At 32.1% G+C, this 22,324-nt stretch carries 18 protein-coding genes; all 18 read left to right on the top strand.

What is annotated here, in order from left to right; all coding sequences use genetic code 11:
- Nucleotides 1–113 precede the first annotated feature (113 nt).
- The 18 genes from BUB63_RS06750 (at nucleotide 114) to BUB63_RS06835 (ending at nucleotide 21,472) form a co-directional block, all read left to right on the top strand.
- Nucleotides 114–722 (top strand): cell division protein ZapA, encoded by a 609-nt coding sequence (locus BUB63_RS06750; protein WP_027307645.1) that lies wholly within the window; start codon nucleotides 114–116, stop codon nucleotides 720–722.
- Between the two features lie 80 nt (nucleotides 723–802).
- The gene (locus BUB63_RS06755) at nucleotides 803–1,690 is read left to right on the top strand and encodes a hypothetical protein (protein WP_027307644.1); all 888 of its coding nucleotides are present in this window, start codon (nucleotides 803–805) and stop codon (nucleotides 1,688–1,690) included.
- A gap of 80 nt (nucleotides 1,691–1,770) precedes the next feature.
- Nucleotides 1,771–2,208, top strand: coding sequence for a hypothetical protein (locus BUB63_RS06760; protein WP_073248638.1), 438 nt, complete (start codon nucleotides 1,771–1,773; stop codon nucleotides 2,206–2,208).
- Between the two features lie 76 nt (nucleotides 2,209–2,284).
- Entirely contained in the window at nucleotides 2,285–3,049 is a 765-nt protein-coding gene (locus BUB63_RS06765; RefSeq protein ID WP_027307642.1) for a hypothetical protein, read from the top strand.
- A 140-nt stretch (nucleotides 3,050–3,189) separates the two neighbouring features.
- Nucleotides 3,190–5,550, top strand: a complete 2,361-nt coding sequence (locus tag BUB63_RS06770) for a U32 family peptidase (RefSeq protein ID WP_073248640.1) — start codon at nucleotides 3,190–3,192, stop codon at nucleotides 5,548–5,550.
- A gap of 16 nt (nucleotides 5,551–5,566) precedes the next feature.
- Entirely contained in the window at nucleotides 5,567–7,927 is a 2,361-nt protein-coding gene (locus BUB63_RS06775) for an endonuclease MutS2 (RefSeq protein WP_073248663.1), read from the top strand.
- 173 nt (nucleotides 7,928–8,100) lie between these two features.
- Entirely contained in the window at nucleotides 8,101–8,583 is a 483-nt protein-coding gene (locus BUB63_RS06780; protein WP_073248642.1) for a 2-thiouracil desulfurase family protein, read from the top strand.
- 104 nt (nucleotides 8,584–8,687) lie between these two features.
- Complete coding sequence (locus BUB63_RS06785) at nucleotides 8,688–10,010, top strand: APC family permease (protein ID WP_073248644.1); 1,323 nt, start codon at nucleotides 8,688–8,690, stop codon at nucleotides 10,008–10,010.
- A gap of 92 nt (nucleotides 10,011–10,102) precedes the next feature.
- On the top strand, nucleotides 10,103–10,624 hold the full coding sequence (locus BUB63_RS06790; RefSeq protein WP_027307638.1) for a GNAT family N-acetyltransferase: 522 nt from the start codon (nucleotides 10,103–10,105) through the stop codon (nucleotides 10,622–10,624).
- A complete protein-coding gene (yfcE, locus tag BUB63_RS06795; RefSeq protein WP_073248646.1) occupies nucleotides 10,621–11,169 on the top strand; it encodes a phosphodiesterase in 549 nt (182 codons plus the stop codon). Before BUB63_RS06790 ends, yfcE begins: the two co-directional genes overlap by 4 nt.
- Nucleotides 11,170–11,183: 14 nt before the next feature.
- Entirely contained in the window at nucleotides 11,184–12,200 is a 1,017-nt protein-coding gene (locus tag BUB63_RS06800; RefSeq protein ID WP_027307636.1) for an alpha-hydroxy-acid oxidizing protein, read from the top strand.
- A 666-nt stretch (nucleotides 12,201–12,866) separates the two neighbouring features.
- Nucleotides 12,867–15,092, top strand: coding sequence for a formate C-acetyltransferase (gene pflB, locus BUB63_RS06805; protein WP_073248648.1), 2,226 nt, complete (start codon nucleotides 12,867–12,869; stop codon nucleotides 15,090–15,092).
- A 13-nt stretch (nucleotides 15,093–15,105) separates the two neighbouring features.
- On the top strand, nucleotides 15,106–15,837 hold the full coding sequence (gene pflA, locus BUB63_RS06810) for a pyruvate formate-lyase-activating protein (protein WP_073248650.1): 732 nt from the start codon (nucleotides 15,106–15,108) through the stop codon (nucleotides 15,835–15,837).
- 480 nt (nucleotides 15,838–16,317) lie between these two features.
- Entirely contained in the window at nucleotides 16,318–16,983 is a 666-nt protein-coding gene (locus tag BUB63_RS06815; RefSeq protein ID WP_027307633.1) for an MgtC/SapB family protein, read from the top strand.
- Between the two features lie 70 nt (nucleotides 16,984–17,053).
- Nucleotides 17,054–17,959 carry a phosphate butyryltransferase gene (locus BUB63_RS06820; protein ID WP_073248652.1) on the top strand — a complete coding sequence of 302 codons (906 nt, stop codon included), beginning with the start codon at nucleotides 17,054–17,056 and terminating at the stop codon, nucleotides 17,957–17,959.
- Nucleotides 17,960–17,978: 19 nt separating this feature from the next.
- Nucleotides 17,979–19,742: an indolepyruvate ferredoxin oxidoreductase subunit alpha gene (gene iorA, locus BUB63_RS06825; protein ID WP_073248655.1), complete on the top strand. Its 1,764-nt coding sequence runs from the start codon at nucleotides 17,979–17,981 to the stop codon at nucleotides 19,740–19,742.
- On the top strand, nucleotides 19,742–20,311 hold the full coding sequence (locus BUB63_RS06830; protein ID WP_073248657.1) for an indolepyruvate oxidoreductase subunit beta: 570 nt from the start codon (nucleotides 19,742–19,744) through the stop codon (nucleotides 20,309–20,311). Before iorA ends, BUB63_RS06830 begins: the two co-directional genes overlap by 1 nt.
- Nucleotides 20,312–20,566: 255 nt before the next feature.
- Complete coding sequence (locus tag BUB63_RS06835) at nucleotides 20,567–21,472, top strand: transposase (RefSeq protein WP_073248659.1); 906 nt, start codon at nucleotides 20,567–20,569, stop codon at nucleotides 21,470–21,472.
- The last annotated feature ends 852 nt before the right edge of the window (nucleotides 21,473–22,324 follow it).

The raw sequence follows: 22,324 nt of genomic DNA on the forward strand, positions 1-22,324 counted from the left end.
GATATCCTATCTAAGTTTTTTTTATAGAAAACAAAAAAAGGTATAGTAATGTAAAATAAATTAATGTAAAATATAAGTAATTAAGTCTATCTAAACTTGAAAGGGTGCTTGGTATGGTAAATAAAGTTGTTGTTAAGATAAATGGCGTAGAATATACTTTAATGGGAGAAGACTCAGAGGATTACTTATTTTCCATTGCAAATTTTGTTGATAAAAAGATTAAAGAAATACTCTCAAGCAATCCAAAACACAATACTACATCCTCTGCGGTTTTAACTGCTTTGACGGTTACTGATGAGATGTTTAAGTTAAAGAAGGAAATGGAAAAGTTGAGACAGAGCACTGTTGTTCCGACTGAAAAATTAAGAGAGGCAGAAGAAAGATATAGAGCATTATACGAAGAATTTAAAAGAGTAGTAGATGAAAACAACTCTGCAAAATCCAAACTTGAAGAGGTAGTTTTAAAGGAAAGGGAATACAGTGAAGGTATAAATAGGTTAAAGGCAGATTATGAAGAGAAAATAAAGGAGTATGAGGCACTTTTAAAGGAAAATGCATACCTAAGAGAAAGAAACGAAGAAGCAGAAAGAGAGCTAAAGGAAACTAAAGAGATGTTAAGTAGTGTTAAGGAGCAGTTACTTGAAAGTCAGATTGAACTTGTAAGGGTAAAAAAGGATTTAAAGGATTTTAAAGAACTTCAAAGTAAAAAGAGGAGTGTATAGGGGCGTGTAGCCCTTTTTTGGTACATAAAATTTAAAATTTATGAATATATATAATACATAGCAAGTATTTTGGTATATTTATGAATTTAGTACAGTCTAAAATTATAAAGTCTCGTTATAATAAAAGTCATTTAATTATAGATAAAAAAATACCCTTTGAAGGCGGAGTAAAAATAAAAAATTTAATTTCACATAATGAAACAGTTAAAGTAAAAAGTGTAAAAAGAAATACTAAGTATTTTGATATTGAGCTATTTATTGAGTGTATTTTAACACTTGAGGTATTAAGCGATAATATACTTGAAAAATATACACTAACATATAATTTTGAAAATAATGTAAAGGTATTTAAGGAATATTTCGAACCAAGTGTAGCATTTTTAGATTTTATTGAGCTTGATTATGTTATTAAGTTAAAAAAAGTTAATTTTAAATATGATATAAATATAGACTATGATACTTTATCTATTTTAGGTGAATGTTTTATTGTTATTAATCTTTTGGTGGAGAGGTGCCTTATGCTAAAGGAAATAAATGAAATGCAGGCATATTTACAGGTTGCTGCTGGGCTTGATGATATGGACATAAAGGATGTTATAGGTAATTTAGACAATATAGTAAAAACATTATCTAATAGACTAAATGAAATAGAAGAAGAAAATCATTTTTTAAAAAGAGAAATAGAGAGACATAAGGCTGAAATTGGTGTGTTGAATTCTGAATTGCAAAATGAAAAGATAAAGAATATGAATTTGTCTTTAGAGTGTACAAGGCTTACTGAAAGGATAAAGGACTTAGAGGAAAAATTGGACAAGGAAAGAAAAAAGTGTTCATTATTAGAGATAGAGAATGCAAGGGCACTTGATGAAATAAAAAGGCTAAAAAAAGAAAGAACTGAAATAACGAGCGAGCTTCAAAGGGAGAAGATAGGTTTAGGGAAAAAAATAGTTGAGTTTTTAAAAAAATAGGGCAAAGGCCCTATTTTTTTGTGTCAATTCAAAACAATTTTGAATATTATATAATAAACCATGCTTTGGAGGATGGAATATTGGTACGTAAAGAACCAAATCAAGTTCAATATGAGTTTAACACAGGATGGCAAAAGGTAATTAAATCTCAAAGCGAAAGCATATTTGATGATATTAATAGTAAGCTAAAAAAGATTGATATAGAGATGGAGGAGCTAAAAAAACAGGTAGATACATTAAAGAAAATGAATTTAGAGAATTTAAAAAGAGAATATAATGAAAAGGATGAAATCATAGGTGATTTAAAAAATAATATAAATGATCTAAGTGTGGCTGTTGATGATTTTAAAAAGAACATAGAGGATTTATTGAACGAGGTAAATAATCGTGTAGATGAACAGAGAAGGCTTTTTGATTCACAAACACTTATGCTAAACGAAACAATAAAGCTTATACTCGATAAAATAAATGAATTAGATAAAAAAAGTTCAGGTTTCTTTAGGTTTTTTGGAAGATAAAATCACACAAAATATATAACTTGCATAGTATAAATTAGAATTTGAATTTATGGAATAATTTAGGGAGGTAAATATAATGGAGGACCTCTTAAGGAATGGAACACCACAACAGCTCGATATTTATGTAAAGAGGATATTGGCAAAGTATGCAAATGAAGAACAGATATTATTTGCAGAAGAGATTGCAGGTACCCCACCAGCTCCAAATGATAAAAAAGTTCCACTTCACTTCTGTATTGACAAAAAGCTTGTTGGAGAAGATGCATATGGAATAAAATGCATTAATGAAGTTAAAATAACTGATTGGACTGCGACACAGGAGATTATTTGTAACCACAAGGCAAGACTTACAATAACATTTAAAGTAGTACTCTGGGTAAAATATGAAGACAACAGCTTCGGTATAGTAGTTCTTCCTGACGATGTATATAAGCCATATCCAAATGCATCATTTATTTCAGCAATGAATGTACCACAGACTATAGGTTATGGTGAAACATTAGAAATAATAGGAATTGGAACAAATCCAAAATTTAAGTGGGTAAAGGATGTACCATTAACTGAATTTGATGCACCTATTCCTCCTGAGTGCTTTGATGATCCAACTATACAATCACATCTGTTAATTAAAGCAGTAAAACCTGAATACGATATTTTAAACGACTGCCCATATACAACTCACGCTGTAGGTCATTCTTCAACTGGTGAGACTTGGGAACTAAATGGTATTCATGCACCACAGGGAGCAACAGAAGTTTTACTCAGCATATTTGTAGATGTTCTTGATAAATTAGGAGTAGACCAAGACATTCTAATAGAAGGAATACCTCTTGATTGCTAAAAGGGCTGCTTATGCAGCCTTTTTATAATGCAAATAATAATTATATTAGTATAAAAATAAGCCTTCCTATTTATTAGAATTGTAAAATAGGATAAATAGTGTATAATTAAGTTGTTACAATTGTTAAGGGAGAGATATTTATGTTGGAACTTTTGGCACCAGCGGGTGATATGGAGAGTTTAAAGGCAGCTGTTTTAAATGGAGCAGATGCTGTTTATTTAGGTGGAAAGGAATTTTCTGCAAGACAGAGTGCAGCAAATTTTGATAGAGTAGAACTTATTGAGGCAGTTAGATTTTGCCACGCATATAATGTTAAGGTCTATGTTACTATAAATACTCTTTTAAAAAACACAGAATTAAAGGGAGCCCTCGATTATGCGTCCTTTTTATATTCAATTGGTGTTGATGCAGTTATTGTACAGGATTTGGGTTTTTTACATCTTTTAAGAAGGTATCTTCCTAATTTTGAAGTTCACGCAAGTACTCAAATGACTGCTCATAATTTAGATTCAGTTGAGATGCTCTATGATTTAGGGGTGAAGAGGGTTGTACTATCAAGGGAGCTATCACTTGACGAAATTAAATATATATCTAAAAACACAAGGGCAGAGCTTGAAATGTTTGTACACGGAGCACTTTGTATAAGTTTTTCAGGACAGTGCCTTATGAGCAGTATAATAGGAGGACGAAGTGGTAATCGTGGAAGATGTGCACAGCCTTGTAGATTAGAGTATAGCCTTAACAACAAAAGGGCATACCACTTAAGTCCCAAAGATTTATCAACCTTAGAATTTATAGATAAAATAAAGGAGCTTGGTGTGTATTCTTTAAAAATAGAAGGAAGAATGAAGAGACCAGAATACGTTGCAACAGTAGTTTCAGCCTATAGAGCGGCTATTGATGGAAAACTTGAAAAATCCCATATAAAGGATGTAACACAGATATTTAATAGGGGAGGATTTACCTCTGCCTTTATGTTTAAAAGGCAAGGCAGTGAAATGATGAGTTATAAAAAGCCAAGAAACTGGGGTACATATCTTGGAAGGGTTACTAATGTTAGGGGCGATTTTGCAAGAGTAAAGCTTGATGCCCCACTGAATGATGGTGATGGTGTTGAAGTTTTTGATAGAGGTGTTGGTGTTGTTGTTGCAAATATGAAAAAGGATGGTAAGGTTGTTAAAAGTGCATCACAGGGACAAGAGGTTGAGTTTTATTTAAAGGGAGCAAAGAGGGGAGATATACTCTATAAAACATCCGATGCAGAGCTTATAGATAGAGCTAAGGAGAGCTTTTCAAGGAAGGATGTTGAGAGAGTGCCTATTGATGCTTATATAAAGGTAAAGAAGAATGAAGATATTGTTTTAAGAATTAGGGATATATATGGAGATGAGGTTGAAGTTAAATCAGAACCACCAGAGGTTGCGATCAATAAACCGATTACTTTAGAAAAATTAAAGGACAGCTTATCAAAGACTAAGGATACACCCTATTTATTAACAAATTTAACTGCAGATTTAGATGAAGATGTAATAATTCCTGTTTCAAGGATTAATTCTATAAGAAGAGAAGGGATTGAAAAGCTCTTAGACAAAAAACAAAATAAAAGGGAAGAAATAAAAATACATTTTAATTTAGAAAAGAAAATTAAGAAGGATAAAATGAATTTAATATTAATAACAGGAAGACAGGATATTGTTGAGGGTGTTTATGATTATTTTGATGAAGTTTACTTTGGAGGAGACAATCTTAGAATAAATAATGGAGATATTGAATCATTAATTAATAAAGGTATTAATGTTAATTTATGGATACCAGAAATTGTATTAGAGGAAGAAAAGAAAATTAAAGAGGAAATACTAAGCTTAAAGGATAACGGTGTGAAATCAGCTCTTTGTGGTAATTTAGGTATGTATAAGTATTTAATAGAAAAAGGGTTTGATGTAAAGCTTGATAAGGGTTTTAATATTTTTAATTCGGTTTCAACTGAGGTACTTAATAATGCAGGAAGTCTTATATCATATGAATTAAACCTAAAGGAAATAAAGGATTTAGTAGAATGTACAAATGCAGATACAATGCTCTTTATATATGGTAGAATAAAAATGATGGTATCAAGACAGTGCTTCATTGGAAGCTCAAAAGATGAAGGAAGAGAGGAATGTGGGTTAGTATGTCAAAATAAAATACATTATCTAAAGGATAGAATGAATGAGGAGTTTTTAATTGTGCCAGATAGATACTGTAGAAATCATATTTATAATTCAAAGATTTTGTGTATGTTGGAGGATATAAGGGAAATATATAAAACTGGTGCAAAATATTTAGTTGTACATTTTTTAGATGAAAAGGTTGACGAGGCAAGGAAGATATCAAGGGCCTTTAGAGAGGCTGTAGATATGCTAAATAACAATGAATTTATTCAGACAGAAAACATAAAAGAAGTTTTGGATATGCTAAAGGGGAAAATAACTAAAGGACATTATTATAGAGGTGTTTTATAAGGAAGGATGGGTAATTATGAACGAAAAGACTTTAAGGATACTTGAGTATAATAAAATAATTGATATGCTTCAGATGAGAGCCACAACTGAAATTGCAAAAAAAATGATAAGAGAATTAAAGCCCTCAAGCAATATTCACGAAGTTAGAGAAAGACTTGAGGAAACAAGGGAAGGTTTTGAGGTTGTTTTAAAATGGGGTAGTTTACCTATTAGTGTTACCTATGATTTGCAGGATACTTTAAAGAGGGCAAAGATGGGATATACTCTTCAACCTATAGAGCTTTTGAGGGTAAATGCACTATTAAGATGTACAAGACAACTTAAGGAGTTTATGAAGGATGGTAACAAGCAGGAAATATGCCCTATTATATATGAAATAATCGATTCATTGGCTACAATAAAGGGACTTGAAAATGAGATTGAAACAAAGATAATAAGCGAATCAGAAATATCAGATAGAGCAAGTGAAAAGCTATATAGCATAAGAAGAGCAATAAGGGACAAAAATGCAAAGGTTAAAGAAAAACTTCAGTCAATGCTCCAAAGCTATTCTAAATATCTTCAGGATCCAATTATAACATTAAGGGGAGATAGATATGTTCTTCCTGTAAAGGCTGAATTTAAAGGAAACGTTCCAGGCCTTGTACACGACCAATCTGCAAGCGGTTCAACTCTTTTTATTGAACCTATGGCTGTAGTTGAACTTAATAATGAAATTAAGGAGCTTATGCTTAAGGAAAAGCAAGAGATTGAAAGAATTCTTTATGAACTAAGTGTAAAGGTTGCAGATAATGCAGATATGTTAGAACATAATAATCTAAACATAGGATACATCGATTTTATATTAGCAAAGGGAAGATTTGGACTTGATTTAGATGCATCAATTCCTGAGATTAACCAAAGAGGGCTTATTAATTTAAAAAGGGCAAGACATCCTTTAATAGATAAGGAAGTAGTAGTACCAATTGATGTTAAGTTAGGTGATACGTATAAGGCACTTGTTATAACAGGCCCTAATACAGGAGGAAAGACTGTTACTTTAAAGACTACAGGACTTTTAACACTAATGGCAATGACAGGACTTGCAATACCAGCCTCCTCTGGTTCGCAGGTATCTGTGTTTAATAAGGTGTTTGCAGATATTGGAGATGAGCAAAGTATAGAACAGAGCCTATCAACCTTTTCCTCTCATATGACAAATATAGTAAACATATTAAAGGAAGTAGATGAAACATCACTAATTCTTGTGGATGAGCTTGGAGCTGGAACAGACCCAACAGAGGGAGCAGCCCTTGCGATGTCAATACTTGAGTATATATTTGAAAAGGGTGCAAAGATAGTTGCAACCACCCATTATAGCGAACTTAAGGTTTTTGCTATGGAGAAGGAAGGTTTTGAAAATGCAAGTGTAGAATTTGATGTTGAAACCTTAAGACCAACCTACAGGCTTTTAATTGGAATTCCAGGAAAGTCTAATGCCTTTGAAATATCAAAAAGGCTTGGGTTGAGTAATGAAATTATTGAAAATGCGAAGTTAAAGATTTCAAAGGATGCAGCAAGATTTGAGGATGTAATACAGGCACTTCAAAATAAAACTATACAACTTGAAAAAGAATATGAGGAGATTGAAGCAATTAAAAGGGAATCTCTTGAAATAAAGAGGCAGCTTTCTGAAAAGAAGTTTAAACTTGATAGTCAGAGAGAAAATATTATAAAAAAGGCACAGGATGAGGCAAGAAGAATACTGCAGCAGGCAAAATATGAGGCAGATTCAATAGTAAAGGAACTTGTTGAACTTAAGAAAAACAGTGAAGCAGTCTCTTTAAAGCAGGCAGAAGAGGCAAGAAGAAAGCTTAAGGAAAATATTGATGAATTAAATAAGAAGTCCATTGAAAAGAAGGAGGAAGAATTTGAAGCATTAGAGGATGTTAACGTGGGAGATGAGGTATTTGTAACAACAGTTTCACAAAAGGGAGTTGTTCTATCAAAGCCAGATTCAAAGGGAGAGGTTCAGGTACAAATAGGTATTATAAAGATGAATGTTCCTTTGAATAAACTAAAGAGGGTAGAACAGGAAAAAAAAGAAGTTAAAAAATCGGGAATTGCTAATATAATAAAGCAAAAGGCACAAAATATATCAACGGAGATTGATTTAAGAGGACAGACTGTAGATGAGGCACTATACAATTTAGACAAATATTTAGATGATGCATATCTTGCAGGACTTAATTTAGTAAGAATTATACACGGTAAAGGAACTGGAGCCTTAAGAGAGGGAATAAAGCAGGCATTAAGAAAGCATCACTATGTAAAATCAATGCGTTCGGGAGATATTAGTGAAGGTGGAAGTGGAGTAACAATTGTTGAATTAAAATAGAAAAGGAGGGCTGTCTAAGTATCTATATATAGACAGCCCTTTATATATTTCATAAGTATGTTTTTAAATTTATATTAAAATACATTAAGAAAAATTTATATTAAGTTTTTGATTAAATTATTGAAAAATGTCGAAATATAATATAAATTGTAATATATCTAAGGAGTGATTTTATGATTTTAGTAAGTGCGTGTTTATTAGGTGTATGCTGTAAATACAGTGGGGGTGATAATAAAAATCAAAAAGTAGTTGATTTAATTAAAAAATATAATTTAATACCTGTTTGCCCAGAACAATTAGGAGGACTTAGCACTCCAAGGAAACCAGCAGAAATACAAGCAGAGGATGCAAAAAAGGTTTTGGATGGAATAGGGAAAGTAGTCAATGTTTGTGGGGAAGATGTAACACAAAACTTTGTAAAGGGTGCCTATGAAACTTTAAAATTAGCAAACCTCTATGATGTGAAAATTGCAATATTTAAATCAAAAAGTCCATCTTGTGGGTGTGGATTTATATATGATGGAAGTTTTAGTGGTAAATTGAAAAGCGGAAATGGAGTAACAACAGAGCTTTTAATTCAAAATGGAATAAAGGTTTATACCGAAGATGATATAGATTATAAAACAATAGAGAAAATTATGAAAATTGATTATTAAAAATTTTTTAAGAAAACTGTGTTGAAATAAATCATTCTTTTTAGTAAAATAATAAAGTCGAAAAAAGTAAAAAAATATCGAATTACACAGGAAGGAAGGGTAGAATGCAAGCTTTAAAGGAACAAAATTATCAAGTACAGCAGAAAAAGAGTTTAGGACTTATTGAAGCAATAGCAGTAGTAATTGGTGTTGTAATAGGTTCAGGTATTTTCTTTAAACCAGCAAAGGTTTTTACTGATGCAGGAGCACCTGGACTTGGAATTCTTGCTTGGGTAGTAGGTGGAATTATTACAATGGCAGCAGGACTTACTGTTGCGGAAATAGCAGCAGCAATTCCAAAAACAGGCGGATTATTTGCATATCTTAAGGAATTGTATGGAGAAAAATGGGCCTTCCTATTAGGATGGGTACAGACATTAGTATACATACCAGGTTCAATGGCTGCACTTGGTATAGTATTTGCAACACAGGCAACTGCCTTTGTTACTTTAACAGATTTTCAACAAAAACTATTAGCAGTTGGAGTTATAGGATTTTTAATGATAGTAAATATGCTTTCAACTAAGTTTGGTGGAAAGCTTCAATCAGTAGCGACAGTAGCAAAACTACTACCAATATTTGTTTTAGTAATATTTGGTTTACTTAAAGGCCAAGCTCATAACTTTACTCCAATAGTGTCAAATGCAAGTACAACTGCTGGATTTGGAGCTGCAATACTTGGAACACTTTGGGCATATGATGGCTGGATAAATGTAGGAAATATTGCAGGAGAAATAGAAAATCCGGGCAAGAACCTACCAAGAGCTATAATAGGTGGATTACTACTTGTTATGGTTGCATATATCACATTAAATGTTGCTTTAATAAATGTACTTCCAGTTGAAGAAATAATGGCTTCTAAAAAGGCAGCATCAGATGTTGCTAAGGTTCTATTTGGTGAAGGAGGAGCAGCATTTATATCAGCTGGAATATTGATATCTATATTTGGTGCTTTAAATGGATATATATTAACTGGTACAAGAGTTCCTTATGCGATGGCAAAGGAAAGACTTCTTCCTTATCACGAAGTTTTATCAAAGGAAAATGAAAAGTATGGAACTCCTGTTAATGCTATGGTTTTAACATTTGTTATGACTACAATATATGTTGCAACAGGTTCCTTTGATATATTAACAGAACTTGTTGTGTTTGTACTTTGGATATTCTTTACTATGGCTGTTGCAGGTGTATTTATTTTAAGAAAGAATTTCCCACATCTACACAGACCATATGAAGTACCATTATTCCCAATAATACCACTTATAGGTATTGCGGGTGGTGTGTTTATACTAATAAATACACTTCTTACAAACACAACATATGCACTTTATGGTGTGGTTGTAACATTAGTTGGACTTCCAGTTTACAAATATCTTAGAAAGAACTAATTAAGCTTAAAAGACTGCCATTTAGGAAAAACCTGAGGCAGTCTTTATTTTTTTATGGTATAATTATGCTAAATGGAAGGGGAGGTGTTATATTGCTTTCTGGAAAAAAAGTTTTTTTAAGGGCAGTTGAGCTTGAGGATTCAAGAATAATTTCAGCTTGGCTTAATGATAGGGACACTAATATAAATTTAGATATAATTTACCCATTATCAAGACGTTATGCAGATTCTTATGTTTTATCTTCTGAGGAAGAGGCAAGTAAAAGAATTTTTGTTATTGATAATCAGGATAGAAAACCGATAGGGCTTTTTATAATAGATAAAATAAAATGGGAATATAGAAACTGTGAGATTGGCATAGTAATCTATGATAAAAATCAAAGGGGAAAGGGATTGGGTGAAGATGCCTTAAGGACAGGACTTGATTTTATATTTAATGAGATGAATATGAATCTTGTGTATCTTCACGTATTAAGTGATAATAAAGCAGCTTTAAATTTATACAGAAAACTTGGTTTTGAATTTGAGGGTGAGCTTAGAGATAGAATATATAAGAATGGAAAATATCATAATCTTATAGTTATGAGTAAAAAAAGAGAGGAGGATATAATATGAAAATAGGTTTTATAAGTGATATCCACGGTTATCCACAAAGATTTAAAAGTGCAATGGAACTTTTAAAGGATGCAGATGTTGTACTATGTGCAGGTGATGTTTTATATCACGGGCCAAGAAATCCAATTTTAGAAGGGTATAATCCACAAGGATTAATAGAGGAGTTTAAAAATAACCAAAAAGAACTTATTATTGCAAGAGGAAATTGTGATGCAGAAGTAGATTTAATGGTTTTAGAGTATCCTGTTTTTACTCCAGTTGTATTTTATGAAAAGGATGGAGTAAGATTTATGGTAAATCACGGCCACGAATATAACGATGATGAGATAAAAATGATGATTGATAGATTTAAAATTGATGTTATGGTCTTAGGACATACGCATATAAGAAGATTTGAAAAGTATAAAGACTCTGTAATTATAAATCCTGGAAGTATATCTGTACCAAAGGGAGATGGTATTCCTTCGTTTGCATATTATGAGGATGGATACATAGTATTTGTTAATTTAAATAATGGTGAAATAATTGAAAAAAATAAAATATGAATGGGGGAGGAGTTATGGATTATAAAGAAGTATTAAAAAGGGCAAAGGAAAATCTAAATGGCAGCTGTAGAGTTTGTAGTGTTTGTAATGGTAGGGCCTGTGCTGGAGAAGTTCCTGGAATGGGTGGTACAGGTACAGGCAGTGCATTTTTAGCAAACTATGAGGCACTTGATAGAGTTAAAGTTAATATGAGGGTAATTCATAGTGCTAAGGATCCAGATACATCTATAGAACTATTTGGTAAGAAATTAAGAATTCCAGTTATGGCAGCACCGGTATCAGGTACAACTCTTAATATGGGAGGTAAATTTACAGAAAGAGAGTATATTTCCTGGGTAATAAAGGGATGTTTAAGTGGAGGAATTTATCCTATAGTTGGAGATACTGCCGTAGATGCCTTTTTACCAACAAATTTAGAGGAGCTCAAAAAGGTTGGAGGCCAAGGAATTGCAATAATAAAGCCTTGGGAGAACAAAAACATAATTTCAAAGATAAAAATGGCAGAAGATGCTGGTGTATTTGCAGTTGGAGTTGATATAGATGCAGCAGGTCTTATAACCTTAGCACTTTATGGGAAACCTGTAGGTCCTAAAACGGTTGAAGAGATTAGAGAGTTGGTTCAATCAACTAAATTACCATTTATATTAAAGGGAGTTATGACTGTTGAGGATGCAATGTTTGCTGTTGAAACTGGGGCAAGTGCTATTGTTGTATCAAATCACGGTGGAAGGGTATTAGACCATACTCCGGGAGTTGCAGAGGTATTGCCAGAGATTGCAAAGGTTGTAAAGGGCAAGATTACAATACTTGCAGATGGTGGAGTTAGGACAGGTGTTGATGTTCTAAAAATGTTAGCACTTGGTGCAGATGCTGTTTTGATTGGAAGGCCATTTGTAACTGCATCCTTTGGTGGAGGAGAAGAAGGAGTTAGGGCATATATAGACAAAATAGCAGGAGAATTGAAGTCTGCAATGATTTTAACAGGATGTAACAGCATTAGGGATATAGATGAGAGAGTTATAAGATATTAAGGAATATGGAATAAAGAATAATATAATTAATAAATATAGTGATAATTGGTATACAAAAAGCCCAATGAAGGTATTTGATAAGTCTTAGCTTTTTGATTTTGTAAAAGTCCTTAATTTTGTACAGGTGTGCCAAGTTAGTGACCTTTACGGATGAGGGCATAGCAAGGGTAGGACTTTTTAAACAAAAGCTTAGATTAGTGAAATGAACGAATGATAACAAAACCTTCAAAGGGCTTTTTTTATTATAGCCAAATTAGGTTTGGTTATGATTAGAAGGTATAGTTTTCTACTTCTTATTTGGTTTGATAAGAGATAATTATAATTGCTTTTAGAGGAGCACAACTTTTGTTTTAATCTAATTTTAATTGATTGATAAAAAATTTTTTTGCTTAAAGTGTGTCAAATAAACTTGGATAGATTTAATGTATTTCTGTACTTTTATAACCTAAAATAAAGTAAATAGGAGTTAAGTAATAATTATTATTGTCAGAAACTTAACAATATTATCTATTTTTTATCAATATAACAGATGGATTTGTGTAATATAACAGCTTGCAAAAAGCGATAAAAATAATTGAAAAATAAGCAAAAAAAGATATTGATACAGATAACAAAAAGGTATATAATAGACTTAAGAAAGATGTTCTACATAAGGAGGTAATGACTATGAGATTTAATGAATGGCAAGGTTTTGTTGAGGGTCGTTGGACTGAAGAGATAGATGTAAGAGATTTTATACAAAAGAACTATACACCATATGAAGGAGATGCATCATTTTTAGCACCTACTTCAGAAAAGACTACAAAGCTTTGGGAAGAAGCAAAGAAGCTTATAATAGAAGAAATAAAAAAGGGTGTAATAGATGTAGATACTGAAACTGTTTCAGAAGTAAATGCATATAAGCCTGGATATTTAGATAAAGAAAATGAAGTGATTGTTGGTTTTCAAACAGATGCTCCACTTAAGAGAATAGTTAATCCTTGGGGCGGAATAAGAATGGCTGTTCAAGCTGCAGAAGCTTATGGATATAAAGTTAACCAAGAAATAGTAGATATATTTACAAAATATAGAAAGACACACAATCAAGGTGTATTTGACGCCTACACAGATGAAATGAAGCTTGCAAGAAAATCAGGTGTTATAACAGGTCTTCCAGATGCATATGGTAGAGGAAGAATAATAGGTGACTACAGAAGACTTGCATTATATGGGGCAGACTATTTAATAGAAAAGAAACAACAAGATAAGAAAAAGCTTGTTGGGGCAATGACTGAAGAAGTAATTAGACTAAGAGAAGAGATAACTGAACAAATTAAGGCACTTGAAGAATTAAAGAAGATGGCTGCTTCATATGGTTATGATGTTTCAAAACCAGCAAAGGATGCAAAGGAAGCAGTTCAATGGGTTTACTTTGCATACCTTGCAGCAATAAAACAACAAAATGGTGCTGCAATGTCCCTTGGAAGAGTAAGTACATTCCTTGATATATATATAGAAAGAGACTTAAGAAATGGCGTTATAACTGAAGTTGAAGCACAAGAACTTATAGACCAATTTGTTATGAAGCTAAGAATGGCAAGACACCTAAGAACACCTGAATATAATGAACTATTTGCTGGAGATCCAACTTGGATAACAGAAGCTATTGGTGGTATGGGTGTAGATGGAAGAACACTTGTAACAAAGAACAGCTTCAGATTCCTACACACACTTGTAAATCTTGGTCCTGCACCAGAACCAAATATGACAGTGCTTTGGTCAACTAAACTTCCAGAAAACTTTAAGAAGTTCTGTGCAGAAATGTCAATAAAGACAGACTCAATACAATATGAAAATGACGATGTTATGAGACCAATATTTGGTGATGACTATGCTATTGCTTGCTGCGTATCTGCTATGAAGGTTGGAAAGCAAATGCAATTCTTTGGAGCAAGAGCAAACCTTGCTAAGGCACTACTTTACTCAATAAATGGTGGTGTTGATGAAAAGCTTGGAATGCAAATAGGACCAAAGACAGATATTCCACAAGGTGAATACTTAGATTATGATGACGTAATGAGAAGATTTGATGAGACTATGGAATGGCTGGCAGGCCTTTACGTAAATACTATGAATGTAATACACTATATGCATGATAAGTATGCTTATGAATCACTACAAATGGCACTGCACGATACAGAAGTTGAAAGACTTATGGCCTTTGGTATAGCTGGTCTATCAGTTGCAGCAGACTCATTAAGTGCTATAAAATATGCAAAGGTTAAGCCAATAAGAGTAGATGGAATAGCAGTAGATTTTGAAGTTGAAGGTGAATATCCAAAATACGGAAATGATGATGATAGAGTAGACCAAATAGCAGTTGAGCTTGCAGAAAGATTTATAGAAAAGCTAAAGAAACATGCAACATACAGAAATGCAATACACACACTTTCAGTATTAACAATAACATCAAATGTTGTATATGGTAAGAAGACTGGTTCAACACCAGATGGAAGAAAGAAGGGTGAACCATTTGCTCCAGGTGCAAATCCAATGCACGGAAGAGATATCCAAGGTGCACTTGCATCACTTAACTCAGTTGCAAAGATACCATACACAAGCTGTATGGATGGGGTATCAAATACATTCTCAATACTTCCAGATGCACTTGGAAAGGATATGGAGGAGAGAGTAAATAATCTTGTTGCAATAATGGATGGATACTTTGCACAAAATGCACACCACCTAAATGTTAACGTGTTAAATAGAGAAACACTTATGGATGCTATGGAACATCCAGAAAAGTATCCAACACTTACAATAAGAGTTTCAGGATATGCAGTAAACTTTACAAGACTAACAAAGGAACAACAACTTGATGTTATAAAGAGAACATTCCATGAAAGAATATAAAGGGGAGTAGGAAATGTTAAAGGCAAGAGTTCATTCCATTGAAACAATGGGACTTGTTGATGGACCTGGAATAAGAGTTGTAGTTTTTATGCAGGGATGCAAACTAAGATGTGCCTATTGCCACAACCCTGATACTTGGGATAGAAATGGTGGATTTGAAATAACAGTTGATGAGCTTTTGCAGAAGGTCAAGAGGTATAAAATATATTTTAATCATTCGGGCGGCGGTGTTACACTTTCAGGCGGAGACCCCCTCCTCCAGCCTGAATTTGTAATAGAATTTTTTAGAAGATGTAAAGAGGAAGGAATACACACAACTCTTGATACATCAGGATATGGAATTGGTATGTATGATGAAATATTAAGATATACAGATTTAGTGCTTCTTGATATAAAGCATATTGAAGATGTTGAACATAAAAAGCTTACAGGTTATGATAGGCATGGGTTTTTAGAATTTTTAGATGCGGTTAAAAGAAACAACACAAAGCTTTGGATAAGACACGTTGTTGTTCCAGGTATAACGGATAAAGAAGAACATATAATGGCTCTTGCTGATTATATTAACACCATCCCAAATGTTGAAAAGGTAGAGCTTCTGCCATATCATGTGCACGGAGTAAATAAATATGCTGAGCTGGGTATGAAGTATAGGCTTGAAGGTGTAGAGCCTCTATCTAAGGAGAGATTAGAGGAGCTGAAAAGTATAATGAATACTAAATTAAAGGATGTCCAAATAAAATAGGATATCCTTTTTAATTTAGGGACAGTTACTTATTTTTAGAACTTATTGATTTTTGTTCTTTGCTAATTGTTGATGTGGGGGTTCGATTAGGATGCCTGTCCTTTCTTTTTTTAAGAATACTATAGAAAGATAGGGTGGAATTGGAGAGAATCTCTTAAAAAAACTGCACAATTAAATAGGGACGGTTACTTATTTTTTAATATACTCAAACGATAAGGGGTAAGAGACAACGTTAAAAAATTAATATTATATAGACTTGACTGTTTTTATCAATTATTGATTTAAAGGCACATAGTATATTTTAATTCTATTTAGTATAGTGATATCATAATATTCTTTGTCTTTACCAAATTTATAATTGATGTAAATTTGTTTGAGTTACATATTGTAAAAAATAAGTAACCGTCCCTAATTTTAATGTTTTACTGTACAATAAGTAAAATATAATTTAATATATATAAAAAATGCAGGAGTGATTTTATGGAAAGATATATTATTATTATCTTTAAATTATTGCTGTCCTTTATATTAGGAGGAACTGTTGGTTATGAAAGAGAATTTAAAAATAGACCAGCAGGACTTCGTACACATGTTTTAGTATGTCTTGGTGCTACTTTAGTACAGATAATTTCAATTGACTATTATAAATTAAATTCTATAGTTAATTATGATCCTATGAGGCTTGGAGCCCAAGTCATAAGTGGTATAGGTTTTTTAGGTGCAGGTACTATTTTAAAGGAGGGTGTAAACGTAAAGGGCTTAACTACTGCAGCAAGTATATGGGCTGTTGCTTGTATTGGTCTTGCTGTTGGTTCTGGTCTTTATTTTGAAGGTATAGTTACAACATTATTTATTTATTTTTGCTTAAGGTGGTTTAAGGGGATTGAGAAAAGAATCATTCAAGGTAAAAGATATATTGTTTTTAGTATGATTTTAAAGGATGAACCTGGTGTTATAGGAGAAATAGCAAGTATACTTGGCAAAAAGAAAATTAATATAACTAATATAGAGCTTCAAAAAATAGATGATTATTATGTTGAGGTGGAAATTTCAACAAACCTTATGTATATGCAAAATGCAGGTGAAATAATGGGTTTATTAGAAAGTGTTAAGGGTATTGAGACAATTAAGATGAAGGAGGAATAAACAAAATATTTTAAATATAAAAAATATTTGATAAAATAAGAATAGGTAAATTTATAGGGGGTGAATAACAATGATAAAAAATTTTGATGAATTGATTGAAATTGTAAAGCAACAGCCTAAGATGAAGCTTGCAGTTGCAGCAGCAGAAGATGAAGAGGTACTTTTAGCGGTGGATGAAGCTGCAAAACTTGGATTAATTGATGCAATTCTTGTAGGTAACAGGGATAAGATATTAAAAATAGCAAATGAACTTAAAATTAATATTGACTCATACGAAGTTATACATACAGATAGTTTAACAGATGCAGCAAGGATTGCTGTATCACTTGTGGCAGATAATATTGCTGATTTTTTAATGAAGGGTTTAATTGGCACAGCAGACCTTCTAAAGGCAGTATTAGATAAGGAGAAGGGGCTAAGAGGTAGTGGGCTTTTAAGTCACGTTATGGTATATAACGTTCCAACATATCATAAACTTCTTTTTTTAACTGATGGTGGTATGGTTACATATCCAGACCTTTATCAAAAGGTTCAAATAGTAAATAATGCTGTTAAGGTAGCAAAGGCATTTGGAATAAATCCAATTCATGTTGCTCCTCTTTGTGCTGTAGAAGTTGTAAACCCTGATATGCAGGCTACACTTGATGCAGCTGCCTTATTTAAAATGAATCAAAGAGGACAAATAAAAGATTGTGTTATTGATGGGCCATTGGCACTTGATAATGCAATATCAATAGAGGCAGCAAAACATAAGGGTATTGTAAGTCCTGTTGCAGGTCAGGCAGATATACTACTTGTTCCTAATATTGAGGCAGGAAACATATTAGGAAAGTCATTAACTTATTTTGCAAAGGCAAAATCTGCAGGGGTTATTATGGGGGCAAAATGTCCAATAGTTTTAGTTTCAAGAGCAGATACACACGAAGCAAAACTAAACTCCATAGCACTTGGAAGTTTGGTTGCTAATAATAAATAACCTATATGGGGGGATGAGGATGAAAAAAATAATGTCAGGCAATGAGGCGATTGCCAGAGGAGCGTGGGAAGCCGGATGTACATTTGCTGCAGCATATCCAGGTACTCCAAGTACAGAAATATTAGAAAATATAGCCCAATATGAAGAGATTTATTCGGAGTGGTCTCCAAATGAGAAGGTTGCTGTAGAGGTAGCCTGTGGTGCATCAATTGCAGGTGCAAGGGCACTTTGTGCAATGAAGCACGTAGGATTAAATGTTGCTGCTGATCCACTTTTTACAATTGCATATGAAGGAGCAAATGGAGGTTTAGTTATAATTTCCGCAGATGATCCTGGTATGCACAGCTCACAAAATGAACAGGACAATAGATTATATGCACCACACGCAAAGGTTGCAATGATTGAACCTTCAGATAGCCAAGAATGCAAAGATTACATAAAATATGCATTTGAAATAAGTGAAAAGTATGATACTCCAATTTTATTTAGAATTACAACAAGAATTGCCCATAGTAAAGGTGTGGTTGAGCTTTCAGAAAGAGAAGAAGTTGGATTTAGAGATTATGAGAAAAATGTTAAGAAATATGTTATGATTCCAGGAAATGCAAGAATAAAACACGTTGAGGTTGAAGAAAGGTTAAAAAATCTAAAGGAATTATCAAACAATACTCCATTAAATAGAATAGAATGGGGGGATAAAAAAATAGGAATAGTAACAAGTGGAGTTTCTTATCAGTATGCAAAAGAAGTATTTGGTGATAATGCATCATATTTAAAGATAGGATTTAGTTATCCTCTACCAGATGAGTTGATAAGAAACTTTGCAGAAGAAGTTGAAAAGTTATATGTAATAGAAGAAAACGAGCCTTATCTTGAAAACTATATAAAGTCAATGGGAATTGACTGTGTAGGAAAAGAGATAATACCAATCTGTGGAGAACTTAATCCAGATATTATAAGAGAAGCATTTTATGGAAATCAGAAAAGAGAATTGTATAATTTAGATGTAAAAGTGCCATCAAGGCCACCTGTATTATGTCCAGGTTGCCCACATAGAGGAATTTTTTATGCGGTAAGTAAGTATAAAGATATTGTAGCAACAGGTGACATAGGCTGTTATACTTTAGGAATGATGCCACCACTTAATGTTACAGATACAGTTATTTGTATGGGAGCTGGAATATCGGCAGCAATAGGATTTGAAAAGGTATATAAAATGGCAAATAGAAGGGGAAAAATATTTGGATTTGTTGGAGATTCAACCTTCTTCCATTCAGGAATTACAGGGTTAATAGATGCAGTCTACAACCAAAGTCCAATAGTTGCTGTTATTTTAGATAATAGAATTACAGCTATGACAGGACATCAAGAAAATCCAGGAACAGGAAAGACAATAAAGGGTGAGATAACTCAGGTTATTGACATTTTAAGTATTGTAAAGGCTATTGGTATTAAGGAAGAAAATATAAGAGTAGTCGACCCATATGATTTAAAGGCTACTGAAGAGGCAGTAAAGGATGCGTATAATTCAAGCGAGCCCTTTGTAATTATAACAAAGCAACCTTGTGCTTTAATTAAAGAAGTACAAAAAAAGAGATCAGGAAAATATTTGGTTATAAACCAGGAAAAATGCAAAAAGTGTAAGGTTTGTTTGAGAACAGGTTGTCCAGCTATTTCAATAAGGAACAACAACATTGTTATAGATAAGAATATGTGCAATGCTTGTACAGTTTGTCAGCAGGTATGCAAATTTGATGCAATTGAAAAGGGGGGGAATTTCTAATGGTTAAAAATATATTGTTCGTTGGTGTTGGTGGACAAGGAATTATATTGGCATCAAAAGTGCTTACTGAGGGACTATTAAAGTATGGATATGATGTCAAAATGTCCGAAGTTCACGGAATGGCACAACGAGGAGGAAGTGTTACAACTCAAGTAAGGTTTGGAGATAAGGTATATTCCCCCTTAATTGGTGAAGGTGAAGCTGATGTCGTTGTTTCCTTTGAAAAGGTTGAGGCTGTAAGATGGATTAATTATTTAAAAAAGGATGGTAAATTAATTGTAAATGATTATGAGATATACTCATTGCCTGTACTTATAGGTAAGGAGGAGTATCCAAACAATATTGAAGAAGAGCTTGAAAAATCGGGCATAGAATATAAATTATTTAATGCATCAAAGATTGCTGAGGATGTTGGCAATATAAAAACACAAAATATGGTTATATTAGGTGCATTAGTTAAATCGTTAGGACTTGAGGAGTTAGATTGGGATGGAGTCATAAAAGATGTTTTGCCTGAAAAGTTAGTAGAAATAAATACAAAGGCATTTAAAATAGGACTATCAATTTAGGGACGGTTACTTATTAATGCAATAACAATAACAATTCTATTTAAAAATTAATTATACCAAAGTAGATATGGAAATTAGCATATTTACTTTGGTCAGTTTAAATAAATTTGTGTTATTGTTATTTAAACTAAGCATTAGCAATAAAGTGCATATTTTAAAATTCATTATATTTTTTATAATTAAATAGTAATAATGGTATAAAATCACCTCATAATTGGAAAAATAAGTATAAAAACATTTGGAGGTGATTTTTTTATGCCAAGAATGGCAAGAGAAAAATCATACGATTCAATATATCACATTATGGTAAAGAGTATTTCAGAAGTAAACCTTTTCAAGGATGATGAAGATAAAATTAATTATTTAAATTATATGAAAAAAGCTCAAGAACAATTTGAATTTATAGTGTATGCATATTGTTTAATGGACAATCATGCACATTTTATTATAGATGCAAATGGTGCTGATATATCAAAAATAATGCATTTTATAAACTACAAATATGCTATGTGCTTTAATAAAAGGCATAAAAGGCACGGACATTTATTTCAGGATAGATTTAAAAGCAAAATTGTAAAGAGCGAACGTTATCTTTTTGCATTAACAGCATATGTTCATTTTAATGCAACTGCAATTAAGGGGTATGAGGATCATCCTGAGGAATATTCTTTTTCTTCTTTAGCAATATATTTAGGATTAAAGAAAGACAATTTTGATTTAATTGATGACGTGTTTGTTTTATCAATGTTTGGGTTAAATGATGTTAGTGCACGTGTACAATATAGAGATTTTATTTTTAAAGTTAAAAAATTTATAGATATACAAAAAGAAGAATTTTCAAATGAACCTACTGAATACAGAAGTATGAGAAAAATTTTAGTTAGAGATTTTTCACCTGAAAAAATAATTTTGATTATTATGCAAAAGTTTAATATAAATAAGTATGCTCTTTTTAAATATAGAAGAGACGGTGTTGAAGCTAAGGCTCTTATTTGTTTTATATTAAGAAAACTATGTGATTTAAAGTGTGCTGATATATGTAAATTGCTTGGTAATATAGGTCAAGCAAGAGTTTCAAGATTGTGTAGTATAGGAGCAGAGTTGGTAAGAAATAAAAAATACGAATGTATTATAAATGAAATACTTCAACAGGCTTTATAAAGTAAATAAAAAATTATTCATTTGATGAAAAGGGAGTAATTTTTTGAAATATAAAAAATATATAAATTTTATTATGGTGGTAATAGACAAGCCCAAATAAAAACTTATATGTAGCAACTAATTATATATCTTTATATGTATAAATTTTTAAAATAATGTAGTATTAATAATGGATTGAGAGATAATTTTATGATTGAGAAAGACATAATATGTTGGACAAATAAATATTAAAATAAAATCAATATAAACAATAATTTAATTCTTTACTTTATAAAATGCTAAGCTGACTACACAAAAATTAATTTATGTATTATTAAGCTATAGAGATGGTCTATACTAATTGTTGCACAGTTTTAGCTTTTAGGGAGTATTTTAAATTAATAAATGCTAAAATAAGTAACCGTCCCTAAATTGGATTGAGAAATAAAAAACATTGATGAAAAAGTAATTGTGTTAATGATGAACATATGTTCAAAAATAAGTAACCGTCCCCAAAGTCACCCAAACTCAATGTGAAGGTAACATTAGGGTTAACAGAAGTTTCGCAGATTAAAAAATAAATAGGGCGTAGCCCCTTGATATGTAATGGTTTAGATGAATAATAATTGAAATATGTAAATTCCGATTTTTACTGGAAAAAATTTAGGGTTTAAAAATGAAAACATCCTTTCTATAATGAATTTTGCTACAAACCTAATAGAAAGGATGTTTTGAGATGAACAAGCGTTATTTAAAACAAATGCTCACCTACTTCTCTAAGGTATACCATCTTGGAGAAAAAATCAAGGGGTTAAAAGATGGAAGAATAAATCCTCAAATTGAAACTTCAACTATTTCATTTATAGTTCTGTT

The organism is Caloramator proteoclasticus DSM 10124 (assembly GCF_900129265.1).
Taxonomy (GTDB): Bacteria; Bacillota; Clostridia; order Clostridiales; family Caloramatoraceae; genus Thermobrachium; species Thermobrachium proteoclasticum.

Excerpts from the sequence above, each read along its gene's own strand:
- BUB63_RS06780 (WP_073248642.1), top strand. The coding sequence starts at position 8,101 with ATGATTTTAGTAAGTGCGTGTTTATTAGGTGTATGCTGTAAATACAGT.
- BUB63_RS06785 (WP_073248644.1), top strand. The coding sequence starts at position 8,688 with ATGCAAGCTTTAAAGGAACAAAATTATCAAGTACAGCAGAAAAAGAGT.
- BUB63_RS06820 (WP_073248652.1), top strand. The coding sequence starts at position 17,054 with ATGATAAAAAATTTTGATGAATTGATTGAAATTGTAAAGCAACAGCCT.
- BUB63_RS06755 (WP_027307644.1), top strand. The coding sequence starts at position 803 with ATGAATTTAGTACAGTCTAAAATTATAAAGTCTCGTTATAATAAAAGT.
- pflA (WP_073248650.1), top strand. The coding sequence starts at position 15,106 with ATGTTAAAGGCAAGAGTTCATTCCATTGAAACAATGGGACTTGTTGAT.
- pflB (WP_073248648.1), top strand. The coding sequence starts at position 12,867 with ATGAGATTTAATGAATGGCAAGGTTTTGTTGAGGGTCGTTGGACTGAA.
- BUB63_RS06830 (WP_073248657.1), top strand. The coding sequence starts at position 19,742 with ATGGTTAAAAATATATTGTTCGTTGGTGTTGGTGGACAAGGAATTATA.
- iorA (WP_073248655.1), top strand. The coding sequence starts at position 17,979 with ATGAAAAAAATAATGTCAGGCAATGAGGCGATTGCCAGAGGAGCGTGG.
- BUB63_RS06765 (WP_027307642.1), top strand. The coding sequence starts at position 2,285 with ATGGAGGACCTCTTAAGGAATGGAACACCACAACAGCTCGATATTTAT.
- BUB63_RS06835 (WP_073248659.1), top strand. The coding sequence starts at position 20,567 with ATGCCAAGAATGGCAAGAGAAAAATCATACGATTCAATATATCACATT.
- BUB63_RS06800 (WP_027307636.1), top strand. The coding sequence starts at position 11,184 with ATGGATTATAAAGAAGTATTAAAAAGGGCAAAGGAAAATCTAAATGGC.
- BUB63_RS06750 (WP_027307645.1), top strand. The coding sequence starts at position 114 with ATGGTAAATAAAGTTGTTGTTAAGATAAATGGCGTAGAATATACTTTA.
- BUB63_RS06770 (WP_073248640.1), top strand. The coding sequence starts at position 3,190 with ATGTTGGAACTTTTGGCACCAGCGGGTGATATGGAGAGTTTAAAGGCA.
- BUB63_RS06775 (WP_073248663.1), top strand. The coding sequence starts at position 5,567 with ATGAACGAAAAGACTTTAAGGATACTTGAGTATAATAAAATAATTGAT.
- BUB63_RS06815 (WP_027307633.1), top strand. The coding sequence starts at position 16,318 with ATGGAAAGATATATTATTATTATCTTTAAATTATTGCTGTCCTTTATA.
- yfcE (WP_073248646.1), top strand. The coding sequence starts at position 10,621 with ATGAAAATAGGTTTTATAAGTGATATCCACGGTTATCCACAAAGATTT.